This window comes from Rhizobium oryzihabitans (assembly GCF_010669145.1).
Taxonomy (GTDB): domain Bacteria; phylum Pseudomonadota; class Alphaproteobacteria; order Rhizobiales; family Rhizobiaceae; genus Agrobacterium; species Agrobacterium oryzihabitans.
In genome coordinates this window covers 1396349-1420970 of the sequence record NZ_CP048632.1, presented here as the reverse complement: position 1 = coordinate 1420970, position 24622 = coordinate 1396349, and the positions used below count along the sequence as shown (strand labels likewise).

Genomic DNA, 24622 nt, shown 5'->3' with positions numbered 1-24622 from the left:
CTATATTATTTAGGCCCAGATGGCATTTGCAGCGGCCAGCAATCCGCGCCGCACGGCCTCATCTGCATCGATGACCGTATATTGAATGTCCAGGGCTGCGAATGCACCCTCGTAAAGCGCGCCAAGTGCGCCGGAGCCGATCAGCACCACCGGCGTATCCCGCCTTGCGGTGGAATGCGCGCCGGCGATTTCCAGCCCGATCATGATGCCGGAAAGCTTGGCCTTGGCGTCGGTTGCGGCAAGGCCATGCAGCAACTGCCCGGAGCGCAGGGTGAACAGGCGGTTGGTCGCCAGCTGCGGATTGGCGTAGATGTCGCGCACGGCCGCCTTGAAGGCCTCGTGTTCGCCATTAAAGGCTTCGGCCTCGGCCACCGCATGGGAAAGGATCGTCTGCTTGGAGATGACCTCGAAGAGTTCGCCGGTCATGAACGTGGCAAAGCCGGTAACGTCGCCGCCCTTGACCGTCACCCATTTGGAATGCGTGCCGGGCATGCAGACCAGCTTTTCGCCGGCATCGGCGGAAGCGAGCGCGCCGAGCAATTGCGTTTCCTCGCCGCGCATCACATCGGGCGCGTTTTTATCCCGCTGCGCCAGACCCGGCAGAATGCGCACATCCCGCGCCTGACCCGGCACACGAACTGCACCGTCAAGAACCGCGGAAAGCGATGCCGGCACGTCGATATAGCCAGCCTCGACCCAGCCCTGCCGCGCCCCCGCCATGCCGCAGACGAGAACCGGCAGGTTGTCCGGCGCGCCGATGGCATCGAGATGGGATTGCAGCACCTCGGCAAAGCCGGTGCGCATGGCTGTCGTCATGCCTTCCGCGCTGCGTCGTTCGGCCAGCACCGCGCCTGATCGGCTGAGGAGCCAGAGCCGGAAGCTGGTCGTGCCCCAGTCAACGGCGATAAAAGCGGGTTCAGACATTATAACAGGCCTCCGTCTACGATTATGGATTGCGCCGTGATGGCGCTCGATGCCGATGATGCGAGAAACAGGCACGGCCCCGCCAGATCGGCGGCGACAAGCGTGCGCTTGAGACATTGCCGCGCCGTGGTCGCGGCAATCCCGTCATCCGTCAGCCATAGTTCCTTCTGCCGCTCCGTCACGATCATGCCCGGCAAAAGCGCGTTGACGCGGATGTTTTCCGGCCCCAGCCGGCCGGCAAGACTTTTCGTCAGGCCGATAATCCCGGCCTTGGCCGCCGCATAAGAGGGAAGATCGCCCATGTTGAGTAGAAACGAGATCGAGGAGAAATTGACGATGGACGCATCCTTCGCTTTTCTCAAATGGGGAAGCGCCGCCTGAATGGTGAAGAACATCTGCTTCAAATTGACGGCCTGATTGGCATCCCAATAGGCTTCCGTCACGGTGTCGATGTCGTGGCGGTCGTCCCATGCGGCGTTGTTGACCAGCACCTTGAGGCCGCCGGTGGCGAATGCCGCCGCCTCCACTGTCCTTCCGATTGCAGGAATGTCGCTGAGGTCGGTCTTGAAGAAATGCACCGGGTGAGGCGCGGTGGCCGACAGCCGCCGGACAAGCGCGAGGCTCGGCTCTTCCGCAATGTCGATGAAGGCGACCTTCGCCCCCTGCATGGCAAAGGCTTCCACCAGCGATGCGCCGATGCCGGAGCCGCCGCCGGTGACGAGCACGCCCGCGTCCTTAAGGTCATGGAAATGGGCTTGCGTCATCGGCATCGTCTCATCCATTGAGGGCTTGATTGTTCCAATATATGGAACTAGATTTTACTAAATGGAATTATTCTCTTGGCGTCACGCTTATGTCAAGGCAGATGACGGTGGATGTTGCCATGCCTGATCTTAAAAAGCCCGATGATCAAAAGCATGACGCCGTTCCGGGCCGCGCGCGAAAAACGGAAACCGTGACCGGCACGCTCGGAAAGGCCGTCTCGCTTCTGGAACTCATTGCCTTTGCCGAGAAACCGATGCGCTTTACTGATGTGGTTGAGGCTTGCGGCCAGCCGCGCGGCACCGTTCATCGCCAGCTCTCCCATCTCGTCGCCGAAGGTCTGATCGACCATGCCGCCGACCAGACCTATGCCGTGGGTTTGAGGCTGCTGCAACTGGCGGCGAAAGCCTGGAGCGGCAACGATCTGCGCAGCATTGCCGCCCCCCACCTGGCAGCGCTGCAGGAAGCGACGCAGGAATCCGTGCATCTCGCCGTTCTGAACGGCGGCCAGGTCACCTACCTCGACAAGATGGAGGGCAAGCAAAGTCTGCGCATGCATTCGCAGGTCGGCAAAACCTCGCCGGCCTATTGCACGGGGGTGGGCAAGGCCGCGCTTTCGCTGCTTGCCATCAAGGATCTGGCGGGGGTCGCCGCAGGGCTGGACTTTCACCGCTTCACGCAAAACACGCTCATAACCCCGGAGGCGTTGATTGAGGATGTCTCGGCTATCCGTAAAAACGGTTATGGCTTCGACCTGCAGGAGCATGAGATCGGAATCCATTGTGTCGCAGCGCCGGTGCGGGCGCCCGGGCGCAATTTTTATGCGGCGATTTCCGTCACCGGTCCCGCCTATCGCGTTGATCTGGAACAGCTTCGCAAATGGGGACCGCTGGTGCGCGAAACCGCGGATAAAATTGCGGCGGAACTTGCTTTCAAATTATCCCCGGTTGCGGGCGGTTGAATAAAGCAGGGCTAGAGAAACGCTGGCAGAGAACGGGTTTGTGAAAGTGAAATCGTATTTTCGATTATTCTGAATTAAGTTTTCAACTTTTGTTTGCATGAATCGATTTGGTGAGTAACATCCGCAATTCCGGGCAAAGGGGGTCTTTGCGGCGGCATTTTCTCATTCTCGAAGAACAGCTTTCATGCAGAAAACAGAGACGGCCGCCGTTCAGTCGATTGGTGTGGATTGCGTTCGCGAGATCGCCGATCTGAACACGCAATTCGACATATTCCGTTTTTTGAAACGGTTGACGGAGGCATGGGAATTCAAGGCCTTCATGGTACTCGACCTGTCGTCCGAAATGGCGAGCGAGCTGTCGCAATATACCATCATCACCAGCTGGCCGGCCGAACTTTTGCAGCGTTACGATGAAGAGGGCATGCTGCAGAACAGCCGGGTGATGGCGCAGTTGAAAAAATCGACCGCACCCTTTTCCGTTTCCATGGATTTTCTGGCCAAGGGTGACGAACATATCGCCAGGAAATCGGTAATCGGTCTCTTCGAGCGGTTCGAAATGATCAATTCGGTTTGGTTTCCCGTTCACGACATCACCACGACGAGGGGCGCAGTGTCGTTCTCCGGCAATAAGACGGTTCTGCCGCTCAGCCAGCTGGCGGAGCTTTTCTATATTTCCAGCCATATCTTTGCCCGGCTATCTGAAATCCGCCGACTGGACCTGCGCGTGCCCGAAACATTGAGCGAGCGGGAAATAGACTGTCTGAACTGGACGGCGGCCGGCAAGACCAGCGCCGAAATCGCTGAAATCATGATGCTGTCTGAGCATACCATCAATCATTACCTGAACCGCGCGACGAAAAAACTCGACACGGTCAACCGCACCCAGGCGGTTGCCAAGGCTCTGCGCGTCGGCCTGATTAAATAGCGAAATCGCAATTTTATCATTGTGATAAACGGGTTCCTGGGCGATCCTTCTTTCGAATCACCGGAAAGGAGAAATCGTTTGCCGGAACGGCATAAGGTAAAAGCGGGATTTTCTCCGACTGTCGACTGCGCCGTGCTGGTAGCCGCTGCCGAGAAAGGCTTTGCTGCCGATGAAGGCATAGAACTGGAACTCGTCCGAAAGCAGTCCGCGCGCGCCGTGCTTGCCGCACTTGACGAGAATGACGTTCAGATCGCGCATCTGCCCGCGCCGCTTCCGGTCGGTTCCGCTGTTGGCCTCGATGATCTGCCCGCCGATATCATCGGTGTCTTCACACTCTCCCTTGGCGGATCGGCAACGACCGTTTCTCATGGATTTTACGACGAGCTTTACCGTGAAGGTTTGAAGCTGCCGGATCCGGCGGCCTTCGGGCGAGCCATGGCCCGTGTCTGCGCCGCGCGCCGGGCCGCGGGCGGGAACCCGCCTGTATTCGCGGTCGAGGATATCGTCTCCACACCGTTTTATGCCCTGCGATATCTGCTCGGAAGCTGTGGCGTGCTGCTCGGGCGGGATATGGAAATTGTCGAAGCCCTGCCGAAGGCGATGCCGGCACTTCTGGAAAGCGGCAAGGTCGACGCGCTCTGTACCGCCGAGCCGGCGGGCAGCGCCGTGGTTCTGGGTGGTACCGGGCGGATCGTCACCACCGGAGCACTGATCTGGCACAATGCCCCGGAAAAGATGCTGGCCACGAAGCGGCCCTGGGCGGAGGCGAACGCCACCCTGCTGGAAGGGCTGCTGCGCGCACTTTACCGTGCCGGCGAATGGTGCGCGAATCCCGCCAATATAGAAGAACTCACCGGCATTCTCGCCGCTCCCCATTATATTGACGAAAACGGCGAATTCCTGCTTCCGGCGCTGACGGGATATATTTCCACGTCTCCGAGGGACATGCAGCGCTATCCGGAATTTTTCGTGACGAGTGCCAAGGCCGCCAATTTCCCCTGGCAGAGTCAGGCCCTGTGGTTCTTCAGCCAGATGTTGCGCTGGGGCGAGGTTCCCGCCGAGCGCCGGTTCGACGCGGTGGTGGTGGAGGCTGCGCGCAATGCCTACCGGCCGGATATCTTCCGCAAGGCGATGAAGCCGCTTTTTGTGCCCGTGCCGGGCGCAAACCTGAAGCTGGAAGGCACGCTTAGGGAGCCGGTGCATGTCGGTGCCTCGCGCACCGGCCTCGTGCTCGGTCCAGATTGTTTTTTCGATGGCCGCGTTTTCGACCCGGAAACACTCGATATGGACGACGAAATCTGAAACCGGAGTGTTAAATCGTCGCGAATGTCCGCACCATCTTCTTTAGCATTGGCTAAGTGCTCTGGCTTGTCTATGGATGGCGCGGAATTGAGCCCCTATCCGGCGGGATGATGTAGCGGAGTAAAATTATGGCAGAGGTCAGCAAGAACCAGGTCGAGAAGGCTTTGGAGGCCGTCATCTATCCCGGCAGCGATAAAAACATCGTGGCGCTCGGCATGGTCTCTGAAATCTTCATTGCCGACGCGAAAGCCTATTTCTCGATCACCGTTCCCGCCGACAAGGCAGCCGATATGGAACCGTTGAGGCTTTCGGCGGAAAAGGCCGCCAATAGTGTTGAAGGTATTGTCGGCGCAGTCGTGGCGCTGACCGCGGATCGAAAGCCGGGCAAAGAGCCGCCGCCGCGCCCCGCCGCCGCGCCCGGCCGCCCGGCCGCCCAGCCACGCTCTTCCAAGGTCGGGGTCCCGGGCGTCGGCGCCATCATAGCGGTTGCCTCGGGCAAGGGTGGGGTCGGCAAGTCGACGACTGCTGTCAATCTGGCGCTCGGTCTGCAGGCGCTCGGCCTCAGGGTCGGCATGCTTGACGCCGATATCTACGGTCCGTCCCTGCCGAGGCTGCTTAAGATTTCCGGTCGCCCGCAGCAGCAGGAAGACCGCATCATCGTTCCCATGGAGAATTACGGGCTGAAGGTCATGTCCATGGGCTTCCTGGTGGATGAGGAAGCGGCGATGATCTGGCGCGGGCCGATGGTGCAGTCCGCATTGATGCAGATGCTGCGCGAAGTCGCATGGGGCGAGCTCGATGTGCTGGTGCTCGACATGCCGCCCGGCACGGGTGATGCGCAGCTCACCATCGCCCAGCAGGTGCCGCTCGCCGGCGCGGTCATCGTTTCCACGCCGCAGGATCTGGCGCTCATCGATGCGCGCAAGGGCATCACCATGTTCCGCAAGGTGGAAGTTCCGCTGCTCGGCGTCATCGAGAATATGAGCTATTTCATCGCGCCGGATACGGGAGCGCGTTACGATATTTTCGGCCATGGCGGCGCAAAGGCGGAGGCCGAGAGGATCGGCGTACCGTTCCTCGGCGAGGTGCCGCTCACCATCTCCATCCGTGAAATGTCGGATGCCGGAACGCCTGTTGTTGCCGCAGAACCGGACAGCCCGCAGGCTGCGATCTACCGCGATATTGCGGAAAAAGTCTGGGCACGCATCGGCGCGGACGAAAGAAAACCGGCGCCGAAAATCGTTTTCGAATAGCGTTCAACAAGCCGACCCAATAGTGGGATAGGAAGAATATCATTTAAATACAGTAGATTAATCGGTGCATTCGGAGAGGGTCTTCGGGTTTAATCTCCAGAGATGCTTCGCCTGCAAGGCTGTCGCGAAAAAATATTGCTTGATTGCTTCTCGCTTTGGGAGCATACGCCTGCGCCGTTTGGCTCTTGGTCCGTCGGGCTGGCGAGATGTGAAAATCCCGCCCGTTCCAGCGTTCCCTGAAGTGTCGTCCAAAGGTTTGCCGACCTTGAACAGGATATGTTAAGCAGCATTGCGGCTGAAGCCTGCGATGCGGACCGGAGAAACGGATTGATAAAAGCCTATCGCGCCAATTGCGAGGCGATCAGCCTGTCGCCAGACGACGGCTCCGAACAGATTCTCGACGACGTCGTCTGGATCGATCTCGTCAATCCGGACAGGGCTGAAGAGCATCATGTGGAAAAGCTGCTGGGGCTTGACCTGCCCACCCGCGAGGATTTGAAGGACATCGAGCCCTCCAGCCGCCTCTACATGGAAGACGGCAATGTCTTCATGACCGCTTCTCTGGTGTGGAAGGCGGACTCCGACGATCCGCGCCTGACCGACGTCGCTTTCATTCTTGCCGGCAAACGCCTCGTGACGATCCGTTATGCCGAGCCGAAGTCGTTCAACCTTTTCATCGCCGCCATCACCCGCGCGCCGCATGAAATGCGCAGCGGCACCGTGCTGCTTTTGAAGCTGCTTGAAACCATCGTCGACCGCACGGCGGAAATCCTCGAAAACTCGGTGGCCGGCATCGACAATCTCGCCGCCGAGATTCTCGGCAGCCAGGCGCGCAGCAAGCGCAAGCAACCGCGCTATCTCGAGGAACGCCTGACGAATATCGCCGCCTATCACCGCCTCATTTCAAAAGTGCGCGACAGTCTCGCATCGCTTGCCCGTGTGCAGGGTTTTCTGCACACAAGCACGCAGGTGCAGCAGGACAAGGAGGTGAGGGAGCAGGGCAAGTCGATCGGGCGCGATATCCAGTCGCTGACCGAACATGCCTCCTTCGTTTCCGGCAATCTGACGTTCCTGCTCGACGCTTCTCTCGGCATCATCAACATCGAGCAGAACGGCATCATCAAGATTTTCTCTATTGCCTCGGTGGTGTTTTTGCCGCCGACCCTGGTGGCTTCGGTTTACGGAATGAACTTTCAGCTCATGCCGGAGTTGAACTGGACGTTTGGTTATCCACTCGCGCTCGTCGTCATGCTGATGTCCGCAATCATCCCGTTTCTCTTTTTTCGTTGGAAGGGCTGGCTCTGAGGAGCCAGGATCATCATGTCTCAAATCGTCGACAAGGACGTTGCCGAGAAACCGGATTCGGACGACAAACATCAGAACAAGGGCTTTATGCCGCGATCCTTGGTTCCATCGGTGTTGTTTATGGCGATATCGGTACCAGCCCTCTTTATGCCTTCCGCGAAGCCCTGCGGCCGATCGCCTATGATGGCGTGACGCGGGAGGAAGTCATCGGCCTGACATCGCTGATGATCTGGGCTTTGACGATCATCGTGACGTTCAAATATATCACGCTTCTGCTGCGCGCCGACAATGACGGCGAAGGCGGCACGCTCTCACTTCTGGCGCTGTTGATGAAGACGGCCGGCACCCACCGCAGCATTCTCATCGTGCTCGGCCTCATCGGCGCTGCCCTTTTCCTGGGCGATGCCATGATCACGCCTGCACTTTCGGTGCTTTCGGCGGTGGAGGGTCTGAAACTCGTCACTCCGGCGATGGATGACTTTATTATACCGATTTCCGTCTGCATTCTCATCGGCCTCTTCGCGATCCAGTCGCACGGCACGGGAACGGTGGCGAAATTCTTCGGACCGATCACCGCGGTCTGGTTCCTGGTCATGGGTGTGGCCGGCCTCATTCACATCGCCGATGATTTCGGCATTCTCTATGCGTTCAACCCCTGGCATGCGGTCGAGTTTCTGGCCAATGAAGGCTTTTACGGCATCGTCGTGCTGGGCGCGGTTTTCCTGACGATCACGGGCGCTGAAGCACTTTATGCCGATCTTGGCCATTTCGGCCGCCGTCCCATCCAGTGGGCATGGTTCTGTCTGGTGTTCCCGGCACTGACGCTGAATTATCTCGGTCAGGGCGCGCTGGTTCTCAAGGATCCGGCGGCAATGTCCAATCCGTTTTACCTGATGTTCCCGCAATGGGCGATCCTGCCGGCCGTCATTCTGGCCACCGCCGCCACCATCATCGCCAGCCAGGCGGTCATAACAGGCGCGTTCTCGCTCGTGCGTCAGGCCATCCATCTCGGCTACCTGCCGCGCATGGAAATCCTCTTCACCTCGGAAACGAATACGGGGCAGATCTACCTTCCCGCCGTCAACACCATCCTGCTGTTCGGCGTGGTCGCGCTCGTGCTCACCTTCAAGAGTTCGGATGCGCTGGCCACCGCCTATGGCATTTCGGTCACCGGTGCGATGGTCGTCACCAGCCTGATGTTCTTCGAATTCGTGCGCAAGCGCTGGCAATGGTCCATCTGGCTGGCGCTTGCCGTGCTGGCGCCGCTTTTGCTGCTGGAACTGGTGTTCCTCGGCGCCAACCTGCTCAAGATTCACGATGGCGGTTACGTGCCGGTCATGCTGGCAATCGCCTTTACCATCATCATGACCACCTGGCAGCGCGGCTCGAAAATCCTCTTCGCCAAGACCCGTCGCAGCGATGTGCCGCTCAAGGCCTTCGTCGCTTCGGTCGAGAAGGAAAGCGCCCATGCGCCGGTGCGTGTGCCCGGCACCGCGATTTTCCTGACTGGCGATCCGGAGGCCGCACCGGCCGCATTGCTGCACAATCTCAAGCATAACCACGTCCTTCACGACAAGAACGTCATCCTGACGATACGCACCGAGGACCAGCCGCGCGTCCGCCCGGAAGATCGTTATACTCTCACGAAACTGAGCGATCGCTTTGCGGTGGTCGAACTGCATTTCGGCTTCATGGAAACCCAGAACGTCACCCAGGCGCTGGGTTACCTGAGGCGCACCGGCTACAAGTTCGACATCATGTCCACCTCGTTTTATCTCGGCCGTCGCAAGCTGGTGCCGGATCCGAAGTCGGGCATGCCGGGCTGGCAGAACCGCCTGTTCATCGCGCTCGCCGAAACGGCAGCCGACCCGTCGGATTATTTCCGCCTTCCGGCCAACCGCGTGGTGGAACTGGGCTCCCACGTCGTCGTCTGACCATTGGGTCGCATGCTCGTTGGCTACCGCGGAGAAAATCTGGTCGAAGCTTATGGAGATCTGCCCTACGGCTTCGTCAAGGAGCGTCGGTAATGCATGGCGACAACGCCGTTGCGGAGCGGTTTTACAGAAATCAGTTCGAGGTGTCGCGCGCCCGGCAAGCCGTTCTCGTACAAAGTGGGGCCGTGGCCGGCGATCCTGGGGTGAACGAGGAACTTGTACTCGTCGATCAAATCCAGCCGATCCAGCGCAGCCGCAAGCTTGCCGCTGCCCAGGAGCACGCCCGCCGGGGTCGCATCCTTGAGATTCTGTATGGCTGTTCGCAGATCACCGGCGATGTGGTGGCTATTGTTCCAAAGGAAGTCGGTTCGCGTTGACGACACCACGTATTTCGGCTTGGCATTCAGCTTGATCGCCCAATCGCGCATCGGCGGAGATGCCTCCGCCTCGCCGCGGGCGACTGCCGGCCAATAGCTTTCCATCATTTCGTAGGTGACGCGGCCCCACAACATCGCCCCGCTCTCGTCCATGAGCCGAGTGAAGAAGGCGTGTGTCTCGTTGTCGGCTATACCTTCCTGGTGGTCGACACAGCCGTCCAAGGTCACGTTGATGCTGAAGGTCAATAGTCCCATGCCGCAAACATACAATCTTCCGATATCGTAGTCACGCGGGCTCGTCCCTTGAAACGCCTGCCTCGGCTTTGGTGAGCCCGCACCCTGGAAGATGGTTACACATTAACGTGAAGCCACGTCCGGGCGCGGCGTTAACCAAGCATCAAGGTTAATAAGAGATTCTCGAACACCTGTAGCAAATTTGGTTGTCGGTGTTCGGAGTGCTGGTTTTGCGTTCGAAAAGTGTAATGCGTCGTCGGTCCTCCGCGTCCTTTCAGACATGGACGTCCAGATGGGCCTCACCGGTCGTCTTCGGCCTTGCCGCCTGGCTCGTCTTTCCCTCCCTCGCTGCGCGTGCTGATCTCGCCTCCCTGCTGGCCGGGCTGGACAATGGCGGCGAGCAATGGCGCATGGTGCTGACAGCCTCTCCGGCCGGCTCCGTTCACAACGCCTCGCTCACTTTCAACGATGCGGCAGGGGAGGCGGCGCTGCATGGCAGCGGCATGACCCTGCCCGATGGCCGCAAGGTGGCCTTCGTGACCAACAAGAAGGGTGAGGAGACGACACCTGACAGCGACCGCGTCAACCGCGCCGCCAAGAAGGGCCGCATCGTCGCAACCGAAATCATGCAGCCGCCGAAGGCCTTCACTGCCGGTTCCGTTCTGCAGCGCACCAGCATGCTGGATATAGAGCCGCTGAAGCGCAAGGACCGCACCGCTTTCGTCAAGCCGAAGCGCGGCAAGGATGTCGAACTCGCCTCTTTCTATTTCCGCCGTGATGAAAAGAAGGCGGACAAGAGCGTCTCGCCGATGCTGGCGGAACTCATCACCAACAGGACCCCGGACATTCTCGCCACGGCTTACGCGCCCGCCGCACCGGATTTTGCCCGCGAGTCTCCTTTCGACGCCATTCTCAGGAAGCCCGAGGCTGGACGTTTCGTGCCGCAGATCAGCGAGGAGGACCACGCCTGGGCTGCGACCCCGCTGCCGGCCGAGGTGTTTTCGCCGGCCGAACAGCAATGCCTCTCATCCGGCATCTATTTCGAGGCGCGCGGAGAATCGGTGAAGGGGCAGGCGGCCGTCGCGCAGGTCATCCTCAACCGCGTCCGCAACCCCGCTTATCCCAAAACCATCTGCGGCGTGGTCTACCAGAACAAGGACTGGCGCAACCGCTGCCAGTTTTCCTTCGCCTGCGACAATATCAAGGACCGCGTGAATTCCGAACGCCACTGGAAAATGGCGCGTGAAGTGGCCATGGCCACCACCGCCGGCAAGATCTGGCTGAAGGAAGTGGGTTCCGCCACCCATTATCATGCCGTTTATGTGCGTCCCGCCTGGGGCAAGACCATGAAGAAGGTCGGCAGGATTGGCCTGCACGTCTTTTACCGTACCTATGGTGGCGGCTGGAGCTGATCACACCGCCAATTTGTCGCATTTTCCGTGTCAAAAATGCCGATTCCCTCGCGAAACATCGCCGTCAAACGGCGATTTGGCATCAAGTCATTGTTTTTCAATGATTAATTTGTGCTGAAACAAGCGCCCTCAGTGCCTTGACTAGAGAAGCCCCTAAAACTATGTTGCGCGCGACTTCAGAGCGGGCTGGAACAGGCTTAATCCGTCACCGTTTACAACTCCAAAGGGTTCTGGCATGGCTGGAACGGAGAAAATGGGTGGGATTTTAAGATGACTGGCAACCGTGACGATAGTCTGGACGAGCGCCGCAAGCGCCTTGCTGACGAGCTGGCAAAGGTGAAGGCGGAGGATGAGGCGGAAGTGAGGGCGGAGACCAACGCTGCTGAAAACCGTAAAGGTTTTGCGATGGCGGTGAAGCTCTCATCGGAGTTCATTTCGGCCATCGTGGTCGGCGCTATGCTGGGTTATCTTCTGGACTATTTTGTCGGCACGACGCCGTGGGGGATGATCGTTCTTCTTCTTCTCGGTTTCTGCGCAGGCGTATTGAATGTGTTGCGCTCGACCGGCGCGGTGGCCAAGTCGCCGCTGCTGGAAAAGGCGGACAGACGAGACGAGGGTGGAAAAGGCGGCGTTTAAGCTGTTTTTTCTTGCAGTTGAGATGCCGCGCAGTCGCGGCGACAGGTAAAGAGGGCAGCCGGTGGCAAACGATCCGACCCATCAGTTCTTGGTGCAGCCGATCATTCCGATCGAAATTGGCGGCGTCGATTTTTCCTTCACCAATGCGTCGCTTTTCATGGTTGCGACCGTGGCTGCCGCTTCGGGTTTCCTTTATTTCGCGACGTCGAACCGCGGTCTGATCCCGACCCGCATGCAGTCCGTCGCTGAAATGTCCTATGAATTCATCGCCTCCATGCTGCGCGAAGGCGCCGGCAAGAAGGGCATGGTGTTCTTCCCCTTCGTCTTTTCGCTGTTCATGTTCGTGCTGACGGCAAACCTTCTCGGCATGTTCCCGTATTTCTTCACGGTCACCAGCCAGATCATCGTCACCTTCGCGCTCGCCTGCCTCGTCATCGGCACGGTCGTCGTTTACGGTTTCTACAAGCACGGTCTTCATTTCTTCGGCATCTTCGCCCCCTCGGGCGTACCGAAAGCGCTTTTGCCGCTTGTCGCGTCAATTGAAATGATCTCGTTCCTGTCGCGTCCGATCAGCCTTTCCGTTCGTCTCTTCGCGAACATGTTGGCCGGCCACATCACGCTCAAGGTTTTCGCAGGCTTCGTCGCCTCCATGGGCGCGCTCGGCGCGCTCGGCATCGGCGGCGCTGTCCTGCCTCTCATCATGACGGTCGCAATGACCGCTCTCGAATTTCTCGTTGCCTTCCTGCAGGCATACGTCTTCGCGGTACTGACTTGCATGTACCTGAACGACGCCGTGCATGGTGGTCACTGAGAAGTAAAGTCGCTGACCCCGGAAACGGGCGTCAAAAACAGCCGCAACAACCTATATCTCAAGGAGTCTCACATGGAAGCGGAAGCAGCAAAGTACATCGGCGCAGGTCTCGCATGCCTCGGCATGGCTGGTACGTCCCTCGCACTCGGCCGTATCTTCGGTGATTACCTGTCCGGCGCACTGCGCAACCCCTCTGCTGCCGACAGCCAGTTCGGCCGTCTGGTATTCGGCTTCGCCGTTACGGAAGCTCTGGGCATCTTCTCGCTGCTCGTTGCTCTCCTTCTCCTGTTCGCTGTCTAATATCGGCATCAGGTCTGGATCACGGCTCGCGCTAATGGCGTGCCGTGATCCTTCGCATTTGCAGTCCCCCTGGAGGTGAGCATGTTCGTGACCGAGGCTTATGCCCAGTCAGCACCGACCGTAGGTGAAACGCATACGGAAACTCCGGCTGTCGGCCAGCCGCAACCGGAAGCCACGCACACGGAAACCGGTGTAGCGCACGGCGCTGAACACGGTGCTTCCGGCGTTTTCCCGCCGTTCGACCAGTCTACTTATGCATCGCAGGTCCTGTGGCTGGCGATCACGTTCGGCCTTTTCTACCTGCTCATGCAGAAGGTCATCGTTCCTCGCGTCGGCGGCATTCTCGAAAACCGTCATGGACGCATCGCACAGGATCTCGATGAAGCGGCACGGCTGAAAACCGAAGCTGACGCTGCCGTCGAAACCTATGAAAAAGAACTCGCGGCAGCCCGCGCCAAGGCAAGCTCGATCGGCTCCGCGGCACGTGACGCCGCCAAGGCGAAGGCCGATGCCGACCGCGCCGCGATCGAAGCCGGACTTGCTGAAAAGCTCGTCGCCGCCGAAAAGCGCATTGCGGGCATCAAGGAACAGGCTTTTGCCGATGTCGGCGCTATCGCCGAGGAAACCGCGACCGCGATTGTCGACCAGCTGGTCGGCGCCAAGGTCAAGGACACCGACGTCAAGGCCGCCATTGCCGCCGCTTCGAATGTGAAGGGAGCCTGATATGGCGTTTGATGCATCATTTTTCGCTCTCGTCGGCCTTATCCTTTTCTTCGTCCTGATCGCCTATCTCAAGGTTCCGGGCATGCTCACCAAGTCTCTGGACGAGCGCGCACAGAACATTCAGGACGAGCTGGCCGAAGCCAAGCGCCTGCGTGAAGAGGCCCAGCACCTGCTGGCCGAATATCAGCGCAAGCGCAAGGAAGCGGAAGCGGAAGCAGCAGGCATCGTTGCCGCTGCCGAACGCGAAGCCGCCGCCCTGACCGCCGAAGCCAAGCAGAAGACGGAAGAATTCGTCGTCCGCCGCACGGCCCTTTCGGAGCAGAAGATCAAGCAGGCCGAAGAAGACGCCATCGGCGCCGTTCGCGCCGCCGCCGTGGACATCGCCATTGCCGCTTCCGAGAAGCTCATTGCCGAAAAGACCACTGCCGCCGCAAAGGCCAAGCTTTTCGCTGCGACGATCAGCGACGTGAAGTCGAAGCTGAACTGAGATTTATCTCGGTATTGTTCAAAACCCCTCCGGCTTCCGCCGCGAGGGGTTTTTTATTTTCGGCGCTGGGATTGTTTGGAAATACAGTGCCGACAGGCCTGTCGAAATGCTGTTCTCTTAATGGGCCACTCATACAAACGGTCAGCCTGCGGGGTGGAGGGCAGGTTAAAAAAGGGCGGGTATTGGCAAGCGTTAGGGTTTGGCTCTCGACCCTAAATATTCGATCGCGCGTCCGCTTATTGCCGCAGCAGCAGATTTCCTTATTCTACGGAGCAAGCGACTTGGTCGCGATGCTGAGACAGCCTCATGAAGCTCCGCAGGACATAGCCGAATGATCGACTTTTATCCGCTGTATTCTACCCCACAGAGTGAAGCGATCGAAGATTTTATCAATCGGCACTACGAACTAAAACGACCAGTCTCCTGCAAGCTGCTTCAGCGTGGATTTAATGACGTTTATCTCGTTACCGTGAACGACAGCGAGCGTTATGTGTTTCGGCTTTCCCACCGTCGTGCCCGTGGCGCAGCCGACGTCAAAAGCGAAACTGCATTTCTGTCCCATCTCTCTAAATCAGGAGTTCCAGTCGCCGGGCCAATTCCGACACGTGACGGTACTTTCTTCGTTCGAGGCCAGTCGCCGGAAGGTGTACGCGAGGGCGTGCTTTTTAACGCGCTTGGTGGGCGTGAAGTCCATGCCGCTGATACTGGCGATGCCCGGGCTAACGGAAAGACCCTTGCTCTTGTGCACAACGCGGCAGAGACATTTCCCATTGGCGAAACGCTATATCGACTTGATCTCGAACATTTGTTGCATCGGCCTCTCGCGCGAATACGTGACAGCGGAATTGTGGATGATGCGCGGGTTCTCGTTGATCTTCAAGACATCGCCAAGCGCGCAGCAACGGCGATCGAGGCGTCCGATAATCTGACTTGGACATATTGTCACGGAGACTGCCACGGTTTCAATTCGCGTATCAATGAGGCTGGTGAAGCCGTATTCTTCGACTTTGATGATGGAGGCCCGGGATATCTCGCTTATGATCTCGCTGTCTTCCTCTGGGCTCAAATCTCCTTTGGCCGGGAACAGATTACCGTCTGGCACGCCTTCGTGGATGGGTATCGGGCAATTCGGCCGATATCGCCTGACGACTTCGAAGCGGCGCTGAGGTTTGTGACGGTTCGTCACCTATGGCTTATGGGTGAACACGCAAGCCGAACCCACGAATGGGGAAGCAATTCTGTCGGATGGATCCCGCGGCAGGTTAATTTTCTCACCAAGTGGGAGATCGATCGATTTTCCGATCGTCTGTTCTGAGGCTGACGCCAGCGCACCAAGCTGAAAAGATTGGCCGCTCTTTGTCGCAGACAAAGTCAGGTTCTGATTTGCACCCGCTTCCCGGTTTCGCCCGTGTTGACCTATTTTGTATTGCGAAGGCGCTGATCGAACGAATTTATCTGAATTTCAAGTTGCGTCCGTCGCCACGATCAATCCTGCTTCAGCGGCCTGAAACTCATCCGGTGCAGCGGGCAGGGTCCATGGCTCTCGATGGCGCGAAGATGAGCCGGCGTGCCGTAACCCGCGTGGCCTTCGAAACCATAGGACGAATGCACGATGCCAGCCCGCTCCATCATCCGGTCGCGGGTTACTTTGGCGATGATCGAGGCGGCGGCGATGGAGAGGGAGCGGGAATCGCCCTTGATGACGGCCTTGGCCTCGCAGGTGATGCCCGGTGGCTTGTCGCGGCCGTCGGCCAGCACGAGGGCGGGGGAGGTTTCGAGGCCGAGCACGGCGCGGCGCATGGCATCGAGGCTGGCGCGCAGGATGTTCATGCTGTCGATCAGTCCGGGACCGGAGGAGGCGACGGAAACGACAGAGGTTTCCATGATGAGCCTGAACAGGCTCTCCCGCTTTGTCTTCGTCAGCTTCTTGGAATCGTCGAGGCCCTTTGGGATATTGTCCGGATCGAGAATGACCGCCGCAGCGACGACCGGTCCCGCCAGAGGTCCACGGCCTGCCTCATCCGTACCGGCCACGGGCCAGAGGCCCTTCTTTCTCGCTTCCAGTTCGAAAGAGAAATCCGGGCCGGCATCGGCAAGATCGAAGAGGGCAGGAGAATCGGGTGCGGTGCGGCGTTTCATGCGGCGAAACTTGCACACACACCCGATCTCCTGCAAGCCCCCGGAAGCGGGCGATGACAGGCGCGGTGAGCCGGGATCGAGGGGCGTGGCTCACCGTGCCCCTGAGGTCGTCATGACCTTTGATCCTCCAGCGGGGCGGCAGAGGAAAAATGATCGCACGCGAGGCGGCGGTTCCGGGGGGTGATGTCCGGCAGGCCAGGGAAAACCCGCCGGGCATTTCGTCGAGAGCAACAAGACAAGAAGGTTGCTCCTATGGTTCTGAATTCCGTCTGTTAAAGGCTCACAGAGCCTCCAATTATTGGCGAATTATCCTTCATGGTCGGCGTCATCTCCGGACCGAGCCCGGGGACGACGCCGTCTTCAGTTCCGGCATTCATCACCCTCGGACACTTTCCGCATCTGCTGCTTAAAGCAGCGACAATTGCACCCCCGCGCCACCCGGCGGCACGAAGAGATCGTCGCGCAGATGAATGCCGCGGCGAACGAGGCCGAGCCGTTTCGTTGCCATCTCGAAACGCCTGCCGATCTGCCAGGCATAGGGACCGGCGCCCTTCATGCGCTTTCCGAACTCCGCATCGTAATCCTTGCCATCGCGCATGGAGCGCACCAGCGACATGACATGCCGGTAGCGGTCCGGATAGTTGCGCAGCAGCCAGTCGCGGAAGAGGGGGCTGACCTCCAGCGGCAGGCGCAGCAGCACATAGGAGGCCTCGGTTGCGCCGGCGGCCTTGCCGGCTTCCAGAATGCGCTCGATCTCATGATCGTTGAGCGCCGGAATGACAGGCGCCATCATGACGGCCACGGGAATGCCAGCATCCGTCAGCGCCTTGACGGCCTCCAGCCGTTTTTCCGGCGTTGCGGCGCGCGGTTCCATGCTGCGCGCCAGCTTGCGGTCCAGCGTCGTCACGGAAATGCCGACCTTGGCGAGGCCCTTCCTGGCCATCGGCGCCAGAATATCGATATCCCGCTTGATCAGCGCGGATTTGGTGACGATGGCGACAGGGTGCTCGGCCTTCGCCAGCACTTCCAGTATTTGCCGCATGATGCGCCATTCGCGCTCTATCGGCTGATAGGGATCGGTATTGGTACCGATGGCGATGACGCGCGCCTTGTAGCCGGGTTTCGCCAGCTCCCTTTCGAGCAGCTTTGCCGCATCCGGCTTGGCAAACAGCTTGGCCTCGAAATCCAGCCCCGCCGAAAGCCCCATATAGCTGTGCGTAGGTCTTGCGAAACAATAGATGCAGCCATGTTCGCAGCCGCGATAGGGATTGATGGAGCGGTCGAACGGAATGTCGGGCGATTCATTGCGGCTGATAATGCTGCGCGGCTTTTCCACCTGCACCTCGGTGCGGAACGCTGGCAACTCTTCGAGGGTTTGCCAGCCATCGTCGAAAACCTCCCGCTGCAGGGCCTCGAAACGCCCGTCCGGGTTGAGACCCGCGCCACGGCCGCGACGACGGTCGATCTCGATCCGCAGGCCCGATGCATCGGCCAGCGCATTGGCAATGTCAGGCGTATGGCGCGGCTGAAAGGCAGCCTGCCCTGAAAGCGTATGGTCTCTCATCTGGATGCTCCAAGGTCATGACGCACCTTTGAAGGCACGCCCAACGCCCTAAACCGTTTCCGCTCGAAGAGGCTTTCACTGCCGCTTCGAATGATTAAATTCCTAACGCAGAAATGAGAACATTACAAGAACAAAAAATCACGATCGGCATCTTCCGCCTGGTCGTGCCGCGATAAGGCCATCGTGGATTTTCCCGTGACGAGCGGAGTGGCAATTTATTGTGCGATGCGTTAGAGCTATGCATATGTTGACAGTCATAATGGAATGCCGGGATCAGGAACCGGAACTGGCGCACACGCTGTCTGCGCTCGTAACCGGTGCCGTGGAGGGGCTTGTAAGCGATGTTGTGGTCCTCGATCACGGTTCGCGCGATGGGTCGTCGCGTGTCGCCGACGCCGCCGGCTGCCGTTTTTATGTGCAATGGGACATTGCCGATGTCATGCATTCGGCGCGCGGACAATGGATCCTGCTGGTCGAACCGGGCGCACGCCCGCAGAGCGGCTGGATCGAGGAAATCCTCGACTATGTGGCAGTGTGTGCGGAGCCGGCGCGGTTTTCCCCATCCCGTTACCACAAGCGCCCGTTCTTCAGCCGAATCATCCGCCGCCAGCCGCCATTGGAATATGGCTACCTGATGCCGAAGAAACATGCGGTGGCGATCGCAAAACCCGGCATGGGCCTGTCACAGCTCGTCCACGCGCAAAAGCCGCGCCGCCTGAATGCAGAGCTGGTTCCGGCCTGGACAGCGCGACCTTCAAGCTAAGCTGAAGCGCTTAAACTCTCAAAGTATAATCAACTGAAGACTGAACTGGGTTGCGATACCTGGAAACTGCAAAATTTTGCCGAGAAGCAAGAAGATGGACTCGACTTCTGCATGAATAAATGCAACCTATACATGTCTTTCAGGGGAGGGTTGCATGTTCTGCGGATTCTTTCAGTCTCATTCTTCTAAAATCCACGCTGCCTTTTGTTTTGCTACAATATTAGCTTTGCCGACGACAGCTTTGTCCCAGGCCCTATGTGGAACGGGGGGCGTCGTTTTCACCACGAAAGAACTCAAAGTTGATGCCGATGGGGCGCCGAACTCCTATCTGGTGAACGGCGAAGGCCTGTCCTACACCTGCGATGGAGTGACCGCGGTGGGGTCAACACCCGATACTGACCGGAATGGATGGCAGAAAAAATGCCGCGATGCCTGGAAGAAAGCTGTTGCGACCGGTGATTATTCGAAGGTCAGGATATTTGGTTTTTCCAAAGACGAGAACAATAGGCCGATAGTTCAAAAGGCTGGCGATCCCCTGCCGGGAAAGGCTTTCATAACGGAGACTTCCGTTTCGGTTCCGGATGGGCCGGCAGGAACACAAAGGCATTGGGTCGATGCCAACGAAATTCCGTATGTTGTTTTGTCTGGTAGTTTTGTGAGGAAGTATGGTGTGAAGGGTGGCGACATAGCCGTCGTTTATCGCCCGGCAACCAAACGTTTCGCCTATGGGATTTATGCTGATGGCGGTAAGCTTGGCGAAGCGTCCGTGCGCTTCCATCAGGATATCGGCAACAACCCTTTGGTAAACAAGGGTGGCGTCCTGAGAGCAAAATCAGGCATTGCCGACGAGAAGAAAAATAAAGATCCGATCCCGGTCATTACGGTCGTTTTTCCCGGAAAAACGTCTCATCCCACCGTCGACGCAAAAAAATGGCGTGCCGAGATTGCCGCGATGGGAAAAGAGCAATTCGACAAATGGGGCGGCATTGAGAAATTGATCGAATGTGCACGCTAGTTTGAGTTGTCCTATCCTGACGGAAAGCGGGCGGCGATGGGCCGCCCGTATTCGATCAGATCTTCGGTCAGCTTAACCGGCGGAGAGCACCTTGCCGGGGTTCATGATACCGGCAGGGTCGAAGGCATGCTTGATGCGCCGCATCAATTCCATTTCGATGCCGGGCCGGATGGCGGCCAGTTCGTCGCGCTTCAATTGGCCGATGCCGTGTTCGGCCGAAATCGAGCCGCCGAGCGACAGCACGATGCTGTGGACGATCTCGTTCATATCACGCCAGCGGCCGATGAACTCGGCCTTGTCGGCGCCGACCGGCTGGGAAATATTGTAATGGATGTTGCCATCACCGAGATGGCCGAAGGCGCAGACGCGGGCGCCCGGAATGGCGGCGATAACCGCCTTTTCCGCAGTCGCCATGAATTCCGGTATCTTCGAAACCGGCACTGAGACGTCGTGCTTGATCGAACCTCCCTCGGGTTTCTGTGCATCCGACATGCTTTCGCGCATGTGCCAGAGCGCCTGTCGCTGCGCTTCCGATGTCGCGATCACCGCATCCTCGACAAGCCCGGCCGTAAACCCGCGCTCCAGCAGCGATTGCATCATCGTCTCCGCCGTCTCCGCTGAATCGGAGGTGGAAATGTCGATGAGTGCGTACCAGTCATGCGGATTTTCGAGAGGATCGCGCACGCCGGGAATATGTCTCTTGGTGAATTCCACGCCGATGCGCGGCATCAGTTCGAAGCCGGTCAGCGCTGTGCCGCAAAGGTTCGAGGCCATTTCGAACAATCTCAGCGCGTCTTCGGTGGAGCCAAGCCCCGCAAAGGCCACCTGATGACCGAGCGGCTTCGGGAAAAGCTTCAGCACCGCACCGGTGATGATGCCGAGCGTGCCTTCCGAGCCGATGAAGAGGTCGCGCAGGTCGTAACCCGTATTGTCCTTCTTCAACCGGCGCAGCCCGTTCCAGATTTCGCCTGTTGGCAGCACCACTTCGAGCCCCAGGCAAAGCTGGCGCATATTGCCATAGGCGAGAACCGCCGTGCCGCCGGCATTGGTGGCCAGATTGCCGCCGATGCGGCACGACCCCTGCGAGCCGAGCGACAGCGGAAACATGCGCTCCACCGTATCGGCGGCCTTGTGAATATCATCAAGAATGCAGCCGGCATCCGCCACGATGATATTGGCGACGGGATCGATATCGCGGATGCGGTTCATGCGCTCGAGCGACAGGATGATATCGGTGCCGTCCGCACGCGGTGTCTGGCCGCCGACAAGGCCGGTATTGCCGGTCTGCGGCACGATGGGGGTTCCTGTTTCGCTCGCAAGCTTCAGGATGGCCGCAACTTCTTCGACCGAACCGGGCTTGATGAGCAACGGCGAGGCCCCGCGATAAAGCCCGCGATTTTCCACAAGGCGCGGCGCCATTTCCGCCGGGTCGCGGACCGCGTTCTTTTCGCCGACAATGGCGGCAAAGCGGTCGAGGATGTCGGAGGAGGGGATGGCGGTGGTCGTCATGGGCGGCGTCTCGCTGTCTTTTGAAACATGGGCGAAAGGATTGGGTGCCGTCAGCCTCGCGGCGCGGCGGCGCGGGAAAGGCGGTCGTTGATCGCCTCTCCGAGACCATGGGTGGGAATGGCGGTGATGGCGATGGTAGCCGCACCGCTAGCATCGGCGGCTTTGAGATAATCGAACAGATTGGCGGCGGCCTCGGAAAGATCGCCGGAAGGGCTGAGATCGAGCACGGTGCGTGCCGCCTCTTCACCGGCAATGGCGATGCCGCCGAACCGGATCAGCGCTTCGCCGGGGGAAACCGATGTTGCACCGAGGCGCACGGCAGCACCCGGCGCATAATGCGAGGCGAGCATTCCGGGCGCCTCAATGGCGGCAGAGGCTTTTTTCGGCCGCTCGAGCCGTTTGCCGGCAACGCGCTCTATCTCCTCTGTGACAATGCCGCCGGGACGGAGCAGCCGCACCCGGCCATCCTCTTCCACCTTGACGATGGTGGATTCGACGCCGACGGAAGCTGCCCCGCCATCGAGAATAAGATTGATCTTTTGACCGAGATCGGCCTCGACATGGGCCGCACTCGTCGGGCTGATCTTGCCGGAACTATTGGCGCTCGGCGCGGCCAGCGGCCGGTCAAACCTTCGGATCAAATCACCGGCAAAACCCTGCGGCACACGAATGCCGACCGTGTCGAGCCCGGCCGTTGCGAGCGAATGAATGCCGCTTGCCGGTTTGAGGGGCAGAACCAGCGTCAGCGGGCCGGGCCAGAAGGCTTCGGCGAGGCGGCGCGATACGGGGTCAAAAACCGCGTAACGTTCGGCCATGGCGATATCGGCCATATGGCAGATCAACGGGTTGAACTGCGGCCGGCCCTTCGTCTCGTAAATACGGGTGATGGCGGCCGGATCGGTGGCGTCGGCAGCAAGGCCATAGACGGTTTCCGTCGGCAGGGCGATGGGCTGGCCGTCTGCAAGCTCGCTAACGGCTGCCTGCAAGGCGGTTTCCCGCTCGGTTTCGATATTGATGTGACGCGCCATGATGCTGCCTTTCAGGGCGGTCAATAGCGTATTTCAAGCCTTTATGGGAAGCATTATCGCTGCTTTTATATTGCCTTGATGATCTTGCGCATCTCGTCCGAGCGCGCGCCGAGCATCAGCACGTTCTTCAGGGCCACACGCGGATCATGGGTCTGGAACAGAAGGCCGCTGCGATGGAAGGACGTATCGACCGCGAGGCCCCGATCGGGCAGCGCATTGATGGCGACGGCGAAATACATCCGTGAATAACGCGCATCGATATTTTCGAAGAAGTTTTCAGCGCCACTCAGCTCGGCAAAGAAATTCGCGAAATAGAACGACCAGAAAACATGGCGGCGCGCGTCGAAACTGGTTTTCGCCGCCGTGACATGGCAATAGCCGAGATGCGGCCGTTCATCGAGCAGATGGTGGAAAACCATCTTGGGAAAGCGGATGGACTGGTGAAAGCCATTGAGACGGCTATGGGTGGCGTCGGCGGCAGCTTCTAGCTTGCGCCCGGTTATCGCGGCCACCTCGTCATGGCTGTAATAGACGCGCTCCTTCGGCAGCCAGCGTTCTTCGTAACGGGTGATCCGTCCGGTGCGCAGGAAGTCCGAATGCGCGGTATTGGAACGTATCGGCGTGACCGAATGTTTTGCCGCATCGAAATAACGTATGCGTGTCGCCTTCTCCACCAGGAGCGCCCTCGTTGCTGTCGATAAGCCAACATAGTTTAGGCAGCGTTAAAACTCCGTTGCGCCGTTACCCCCGTTTTCTGACGGGTTGATAGGATGTGCGCAGCATCATGCGTCATATTGCGACGCGGTTTATCGGACCGAATAGCGCGCGGATTTCGCAAGCGGAATGGCCTGCGACGGCCATCGGCGCATGTCGCAATTTGTCGCCAATGCGGAAGCCGATGTCGCTGTTTGCGCTGCCGCAAATACCCGCCGGTGTTTAGATGGGATCATGCTTCCGCAGCCCGCGTGAATGGTGCCGGGCAGGGCGGTTTGATCGAGGATTTGGCCATGGAATTGCGTGAAACCGTATTGCGCCAGCTGAAGAACCGCCGCGAAGGCTTCAGTCTGGAACAGCCTTTCTACACGGACCCGGATTATTTCAAGCTGGACATGGAAACGATCTGGTATCGCGACTGGCTGTTTGTCGGCCATGATTGCGAGGTGGCGAAGTCCGGCAGCTATTTCACCGTTCAGGTCGGGGCCTATTCCGTCGTCATCGTGCGCGGTCGTGACGGGCAGATCCGTGCCTTCCATAATTCCTGTCGCCATCGCGGCTCCCGCGTCTGCACCACGCAGAAGGGCCAGTCCGCACGTCTCGTCTGTCCCTATCACCAGTGGACGTACGATCTGGACGGCAAGCTGCTGTTCGCCCGCCATATGGGCGAGGAGTTCGACAAGGGGATTTCGGCCTGAAGCCGGTCGCCTGCGAAACCGTTGCCGGTTACGTCTTCATCTGCCTTGCCGACCAGCCGGCGGATTTCGCGCCGATGCGCGCCGAAGTCGAAAGCTACATGGCCCCGCACCGCATCTGGGAGGCCAAGGTCGCGCATGAAAGCACTATCATCGAAAAGGGCAACTGGAAGCTCGTCTGGGAAAACAACCGCGAATGCTACCATTGCGCTGCCAACCACCCGGAACTCTGCCGCACCTATCCCGAAAATCCGAGCGTGACGGGAACGGATGGTGGTGCGAGCGATCCTGAAATCGGCGGCCACTGGGCGCGCTGCGAGGCCGCCGGCCTGCCGAGCCGTTTCAAGATCGACCCCAAGGGCCAGTTCCGCGTCGCCCGCATGCCGCTGATCGGCGAGGCCGAAAGCTACACCATGTCCGGCAAACGCGCCGTGCGCCGGCCGCTGTCCGACGATGTCAGCATCAGCCATATCGGCGCGCTGCTTCTGTTCCACTACCCGACGACGTGGAACCACTTCCTCGGTGACCACACCATTTCCTTCCGGGTGCTGCCGCTCAGCGCCAACGAAACCATGGTCACCACCAAATGGCTGGTGCACAAGGATGCGGTCGAGGGCGTGGATTACGATCTGGAAGACCTCACCCACGTCTGGAACGAAACCAACGATCAGGACCGCCGCATCGTTGAGGAAAATGCCTTCGGCATTCGTTCCCCCGCCTATGAGCCCGGCCCCTATTCCATGGAGGACGAGGGCGGCGTGATGCAGTTCGTCAACTGGTATGCCGATTTCATGGTCGACCGGCTGTCCGGCGACAAGGCCAGGCTTTCGGCTGTAGCGTGATGCGAAG

Annotated in this window: 24 protein-coding genes and 1 pseudogene; 17 read left to right on the top strand and 8 right to left on the bottom strand. The window is 59.2% G+C overall.

Going from position 1 to position 24622, the window contains the following annotated elements; genetic code table 11:
- Nucleotides 1-9 precede the first annotated feature (9 nt).
- Together G3A56_RS07560 and G3A56_RS07555 are read right to left on the bottom strand one after the other, a co-directional pair.
- Complete coding sequence (locus G3A56_RS07560) at nt 10-924, bottom strand: 2-dehydro-3-deoxygalactonokinase (RefSeq protein ID WP_003494114.1); 915 nt, start codon at nt 922-924, stop codon at nt 10-12.
- On the bottom strand, nt 924-1706 hold the full coding sequence (locus G3A56_RS07555; protein ID WP_082183801.1) for an SDR family NAD(P)-dependent oxidoreductase: 783 nt from the start codon (nt 1704-1706) through the stop codon (nt 924-926). The genes G3A56_RS07560 and G3A56_RS07555 overlap by 1 nt, the downstream gene beginning before the upstream one ends.
- 71 nt (nt 1707-1777) lie before the next feature.
- Here G3A56_RS07555 and G3A56_RS07550 point away from each other — a divergent pair, with 71 nt between their 5' ends.
- From G3A56_RS07550 to G3A56_RS07525, 7 genes are all read left to right on the top strand, one after another.
- On the top strand, nt 1778-2647 hold the full coding sequence (locus tag G3A56_RS07550) for an IclR family transcriptional regulator (RefSeq protein WP_164056234.1): 870 nt from the start codon (nt 1778-1780) through the stop codon (nt 2645-2647).
- A 184-nt stretch (nt 2648-2831) separates the two neighbouring features.
- Nucleotides 2832-3572, top strand: coding sequence for a helix-turn-helix transcriptional regulator (locus G3A56_RS07545; protein ID WP_003494120.1), 741 nt, complete (start codon nt 2832-2834; stop codon nt 3570-3572).
- A 78-nt stretch (nt 3573-3650) separates the two neighbouring features.
- On the top strand, nt 3651-4874 hold the full coding sequence (locus G3A56_RS07540) for a CmpA/NrtA family ABC transporter substrate-binding protein (RefSeq protein ID WP_035241673.1): 1224 nt from the start codon (nt 3651-3653) through the stop codon (nt 4872-4874).
- A gap of 128 nt (nt 4875-5002) precedes the next feature.
- Entirely contained in the window at nt 5003-6127 is a 1125-nt protein-coding gene (locus G3A56_RS07535; RefSeq protein WP_082183803.1) for an Mrp/NBP35 family ATP-binding protein, read from the top strand.
- A 327-nt stretch (nt 6128-6454) separates the two neighbouring features.
- A complete protein-coding gene (gene corA, locus G3A56_RS07530; protein ID WP_164056233.1) occupies nt 6455-7432 on the top strand; it encodes a magnesium/cobalt transporter CorA in 978 nt (325 codons plus the stop codon).
- Nucleotides 7433-7447: 15 nt separating this feature from the next.
- Nucleotides 7448-7624 carry a hypothetical protein gene (locus G3A56_RS28775; RefSeq protein ID WP_246231326.1) on the top strand — a complete coding sequence of 59 codons (177 nt, stop codon included), beginning with the start codon at nt 7448-7450 and terminating at the stop codon, nt 7622-7624.
- On the top strand, nt 7540-9366 hold the full coding sequence (locus G3A56_RS07525; RefSeq protein WP_246231278.1) for a potassium transporter Kup: 1827 nt from the start codon (nt 7540-7542) through the stop codon (nt 9364-9366). The genes G3A56_RS28775 and G3A56_RS07525 overlap by 85 nt, the downstream gene beginning before the upstream one ends.
- A gap of 65 nt (nt 9367-9431) precedes the next feature.
- On the opposite strand, the gene G3A56_RS07520 is transcribed toward G3A56_RS07525, so the two are convergent.
- The gene (locus tag G3A56_RS07520; protein ID WP_082183808.1) at nt 9432-9998 is read right to left on the bottom strand and encodes a dihydrofolate reductase family protein; all 567 of its coding nucleotides are present in this window, start codon (nt 9996-9998) and stop codon (nt 9432-9434) included.
- A gap of 227 nt (nt 9999-10225) precedes the next feature.
- Here G3A56_RS07520 and G3A56_RS07515 point away from each other — a divergent pair, with 227 nt between their 5' ends.
- The 7 genes from G3A56_RS07515 (at nt 10226) to G3A56_RS07485 (ending at nt 15661) form a co-directional block, all read left to right on the top strand.
- A complete protein-coding gene (locus tag G3A56_RS07515) occupies nt 10226-11389 on the top strand; it encodes a cell wall hydrolase (protein WP_164056232.1) in 1164 nt (387 codons plus the stop codon).
- A gap of 270 nt (nt 11390-11659) precedes the next feature.
- Nucleotides 11660-12025: an AtpZ/AtpI family protein gene (locus tag G3A56_RS07510; protein ID WP_082183810.1), complete on the top strand. Its 366-nt coding sequence runs from the start codon at nt 11660-11662 to the stop codon at nt 12023-12025.
- Nucleotides 12026-12086: 61 nt separating this feature from the next.
- Nucleotides 12087-12836 carry a F0F1 ATP synthase subunit A gene (locus tag G3A56_RS07505; RefSeq protein ID WP_003494138.1) on the top strand — a complete coding sequence of 250 codons (750 nt, stop codon included), beginning with the start codon at nt 12087-12089 and terminating at the stop codon, nt 12834-12836.
- A 72-nt stretch (nt 12837-12908) separates the two neighbouring features.
- A complete protein-coding gene (locus G3A56_RS07500; RefSeq protein ID WP_003494147.1) occupies nt 12909-13136 on the top strand; it encodes a F0F1 ATP synthase subunit C in 228 nt (75 codons plus the stop codon).
- Between the two features lie 81 nt (nt 13137-13217).
- A complete protein-coding gene (locus tag G3A56_RS07495; protein ID WP_082183812.1) occupies nt 13218-13859 on the top strand; it encodes a F0F1 ATP synthase subunit B in 642 nt (213 codons plus the stop codon).
- A 1-nt stretch (nt 13860) separates the two neighbouring features.
- Nucleotides 13861-14346 (top strand): F0F1 ATP synthase subunit B, encoded by a 486-nt coding sequence (locus G3A56_RS07490; protein WP_003494149.1) that lies wholly within the window; start codon nt 13861-13863, stop codon nt 14344-14346.
- A gap of 331 nt (nt 14347-14677) precedes the next feature.
- The gene (locus G3A56_RS07485) at nt 14678-15661 is read left to right on the top strand and encodes a phosphotransferase enzyme family protein (protein ID WP_082183813.1); all 984 of its coding nucleotides are present in this window, start codon (nt 14678-14680) and stop codon (nt 15659-15661) included.
- A gap of 170 nt (nt 15662-15831) precedes the next feature.
- Here G3A56_RS07485 and G3A56_RS07480 read toward each other — a convergent pair whose 3' ends face one another.
- Together G3A56_RS07480 and G3A56_RS07475 are read right to left on the bottom strand one after the other, a co-directional pair.
- Complete coding sequence (locus G3A56_RS07480) at nt 15832-16485, bottom strand: ribonuclease HII (protein ID WP_082183814.1); 654 nt, start codon at nt 16483-16485, stop codon at nt 15832-15834.
- Nucleotides 16486-16891: 406 nt separating this feature from the next.
- Nucleotides 16892-18049 carry a PA0069 family radical SAM protein gene (locus tag G3A56_RS07475; protein WP_082183815.1) on the bottom strand — a complete coding sequence of 386 codons (1158 nt, stop codon included), beginning with the start codon at nt 18047-18049 and terminating at the stop codon, nt 16892-16894.
- A gap of 244 nt (nt 18050-18293) precedes the next feature.
- Between G3A56_RS07475 and G3A56_RS07470 the strand changes: the two genes are divergently transcribed.
- Both G3A56_RS07470 and G3A56_RS07465 read left to right on the top strand, forming a co-directional pair.
- Nucleotides 18294-18812, top strand: a complete 519-nt coding sequence (locus G3A56_RS07470) for a glycosyl transferase (protein WP_082184604.1) — start codon at nt 18294-18296, stop codon at nt 18810-18812.
- Between the two features lie 154 nt (nt 18813-18966).
- On the top strand, nt 18967-19827 hold the full coding sequence (locus G3A56_RS07465; protein WP_082183817.1) for a glycoside hydrolase family 75 protein: 861 nt from the start codon (nt 18967-18969) through the stop codon (nt 19825-19827).
- Nucleotides 19828-19899: 72 nt separating this feature from the next.
- Here G3A56_RS07465 and G3A56_RS07460 read toward each other — a convergent pair whose 3' ends face one another.
- From G3A56_RS07460 to G3A56_RS07450, 3 genes are all read right to left on the bottom strand, one after another.
- On the bottom strand, nt 19900-21336 hold the full coding sequence (locus G3A56_RS07460) for an FAD-binding oxidoreductase (RefSeq protein WP_082183819.1): 1437 nt from the start codon (nt 21334-21336) through the stop codon (nt 19900-19902).
- A 50-nt stretch (nt 21337-21386) separates the two neighbouring features.
- Nucleotides 21387-22364, bottom strand: coding sequence for an L-threonylcarbamoyladenylate synthase (locus G3A56_RS07455; protein WP_082184605.1), 978 nt, complete (start codon nt 22362-22364; stop codon nt 21387-21389).
- A gap of 65 nt (nt 22365-22429) precedes the next feature.
- Nucleotides 22430-23038, bottom strand: a complete 609-nt coding sequence (locus G3A56_RS07450; protein WP_164056230.1) for a DUF6656 family protein — start codon at nt 23036-23038, stop codon at nt 22430-22432.
- 333 nt (nt 23039-23371) lie between these two features.
- On the opposite strand from G3A56_RS07450, the pseudogene G3A56_RS07445 reads away from it, so the two are divergent.
- Nucleotides 23372-24615 (top strand): annotated as a pseudogene (locus tag G3A56_RS07445) (aromatic ring-hydroxylating oxygenase subunit alpha).
- Nucleotides 24616-24622 lie beyond the last annotated feature (7 nt).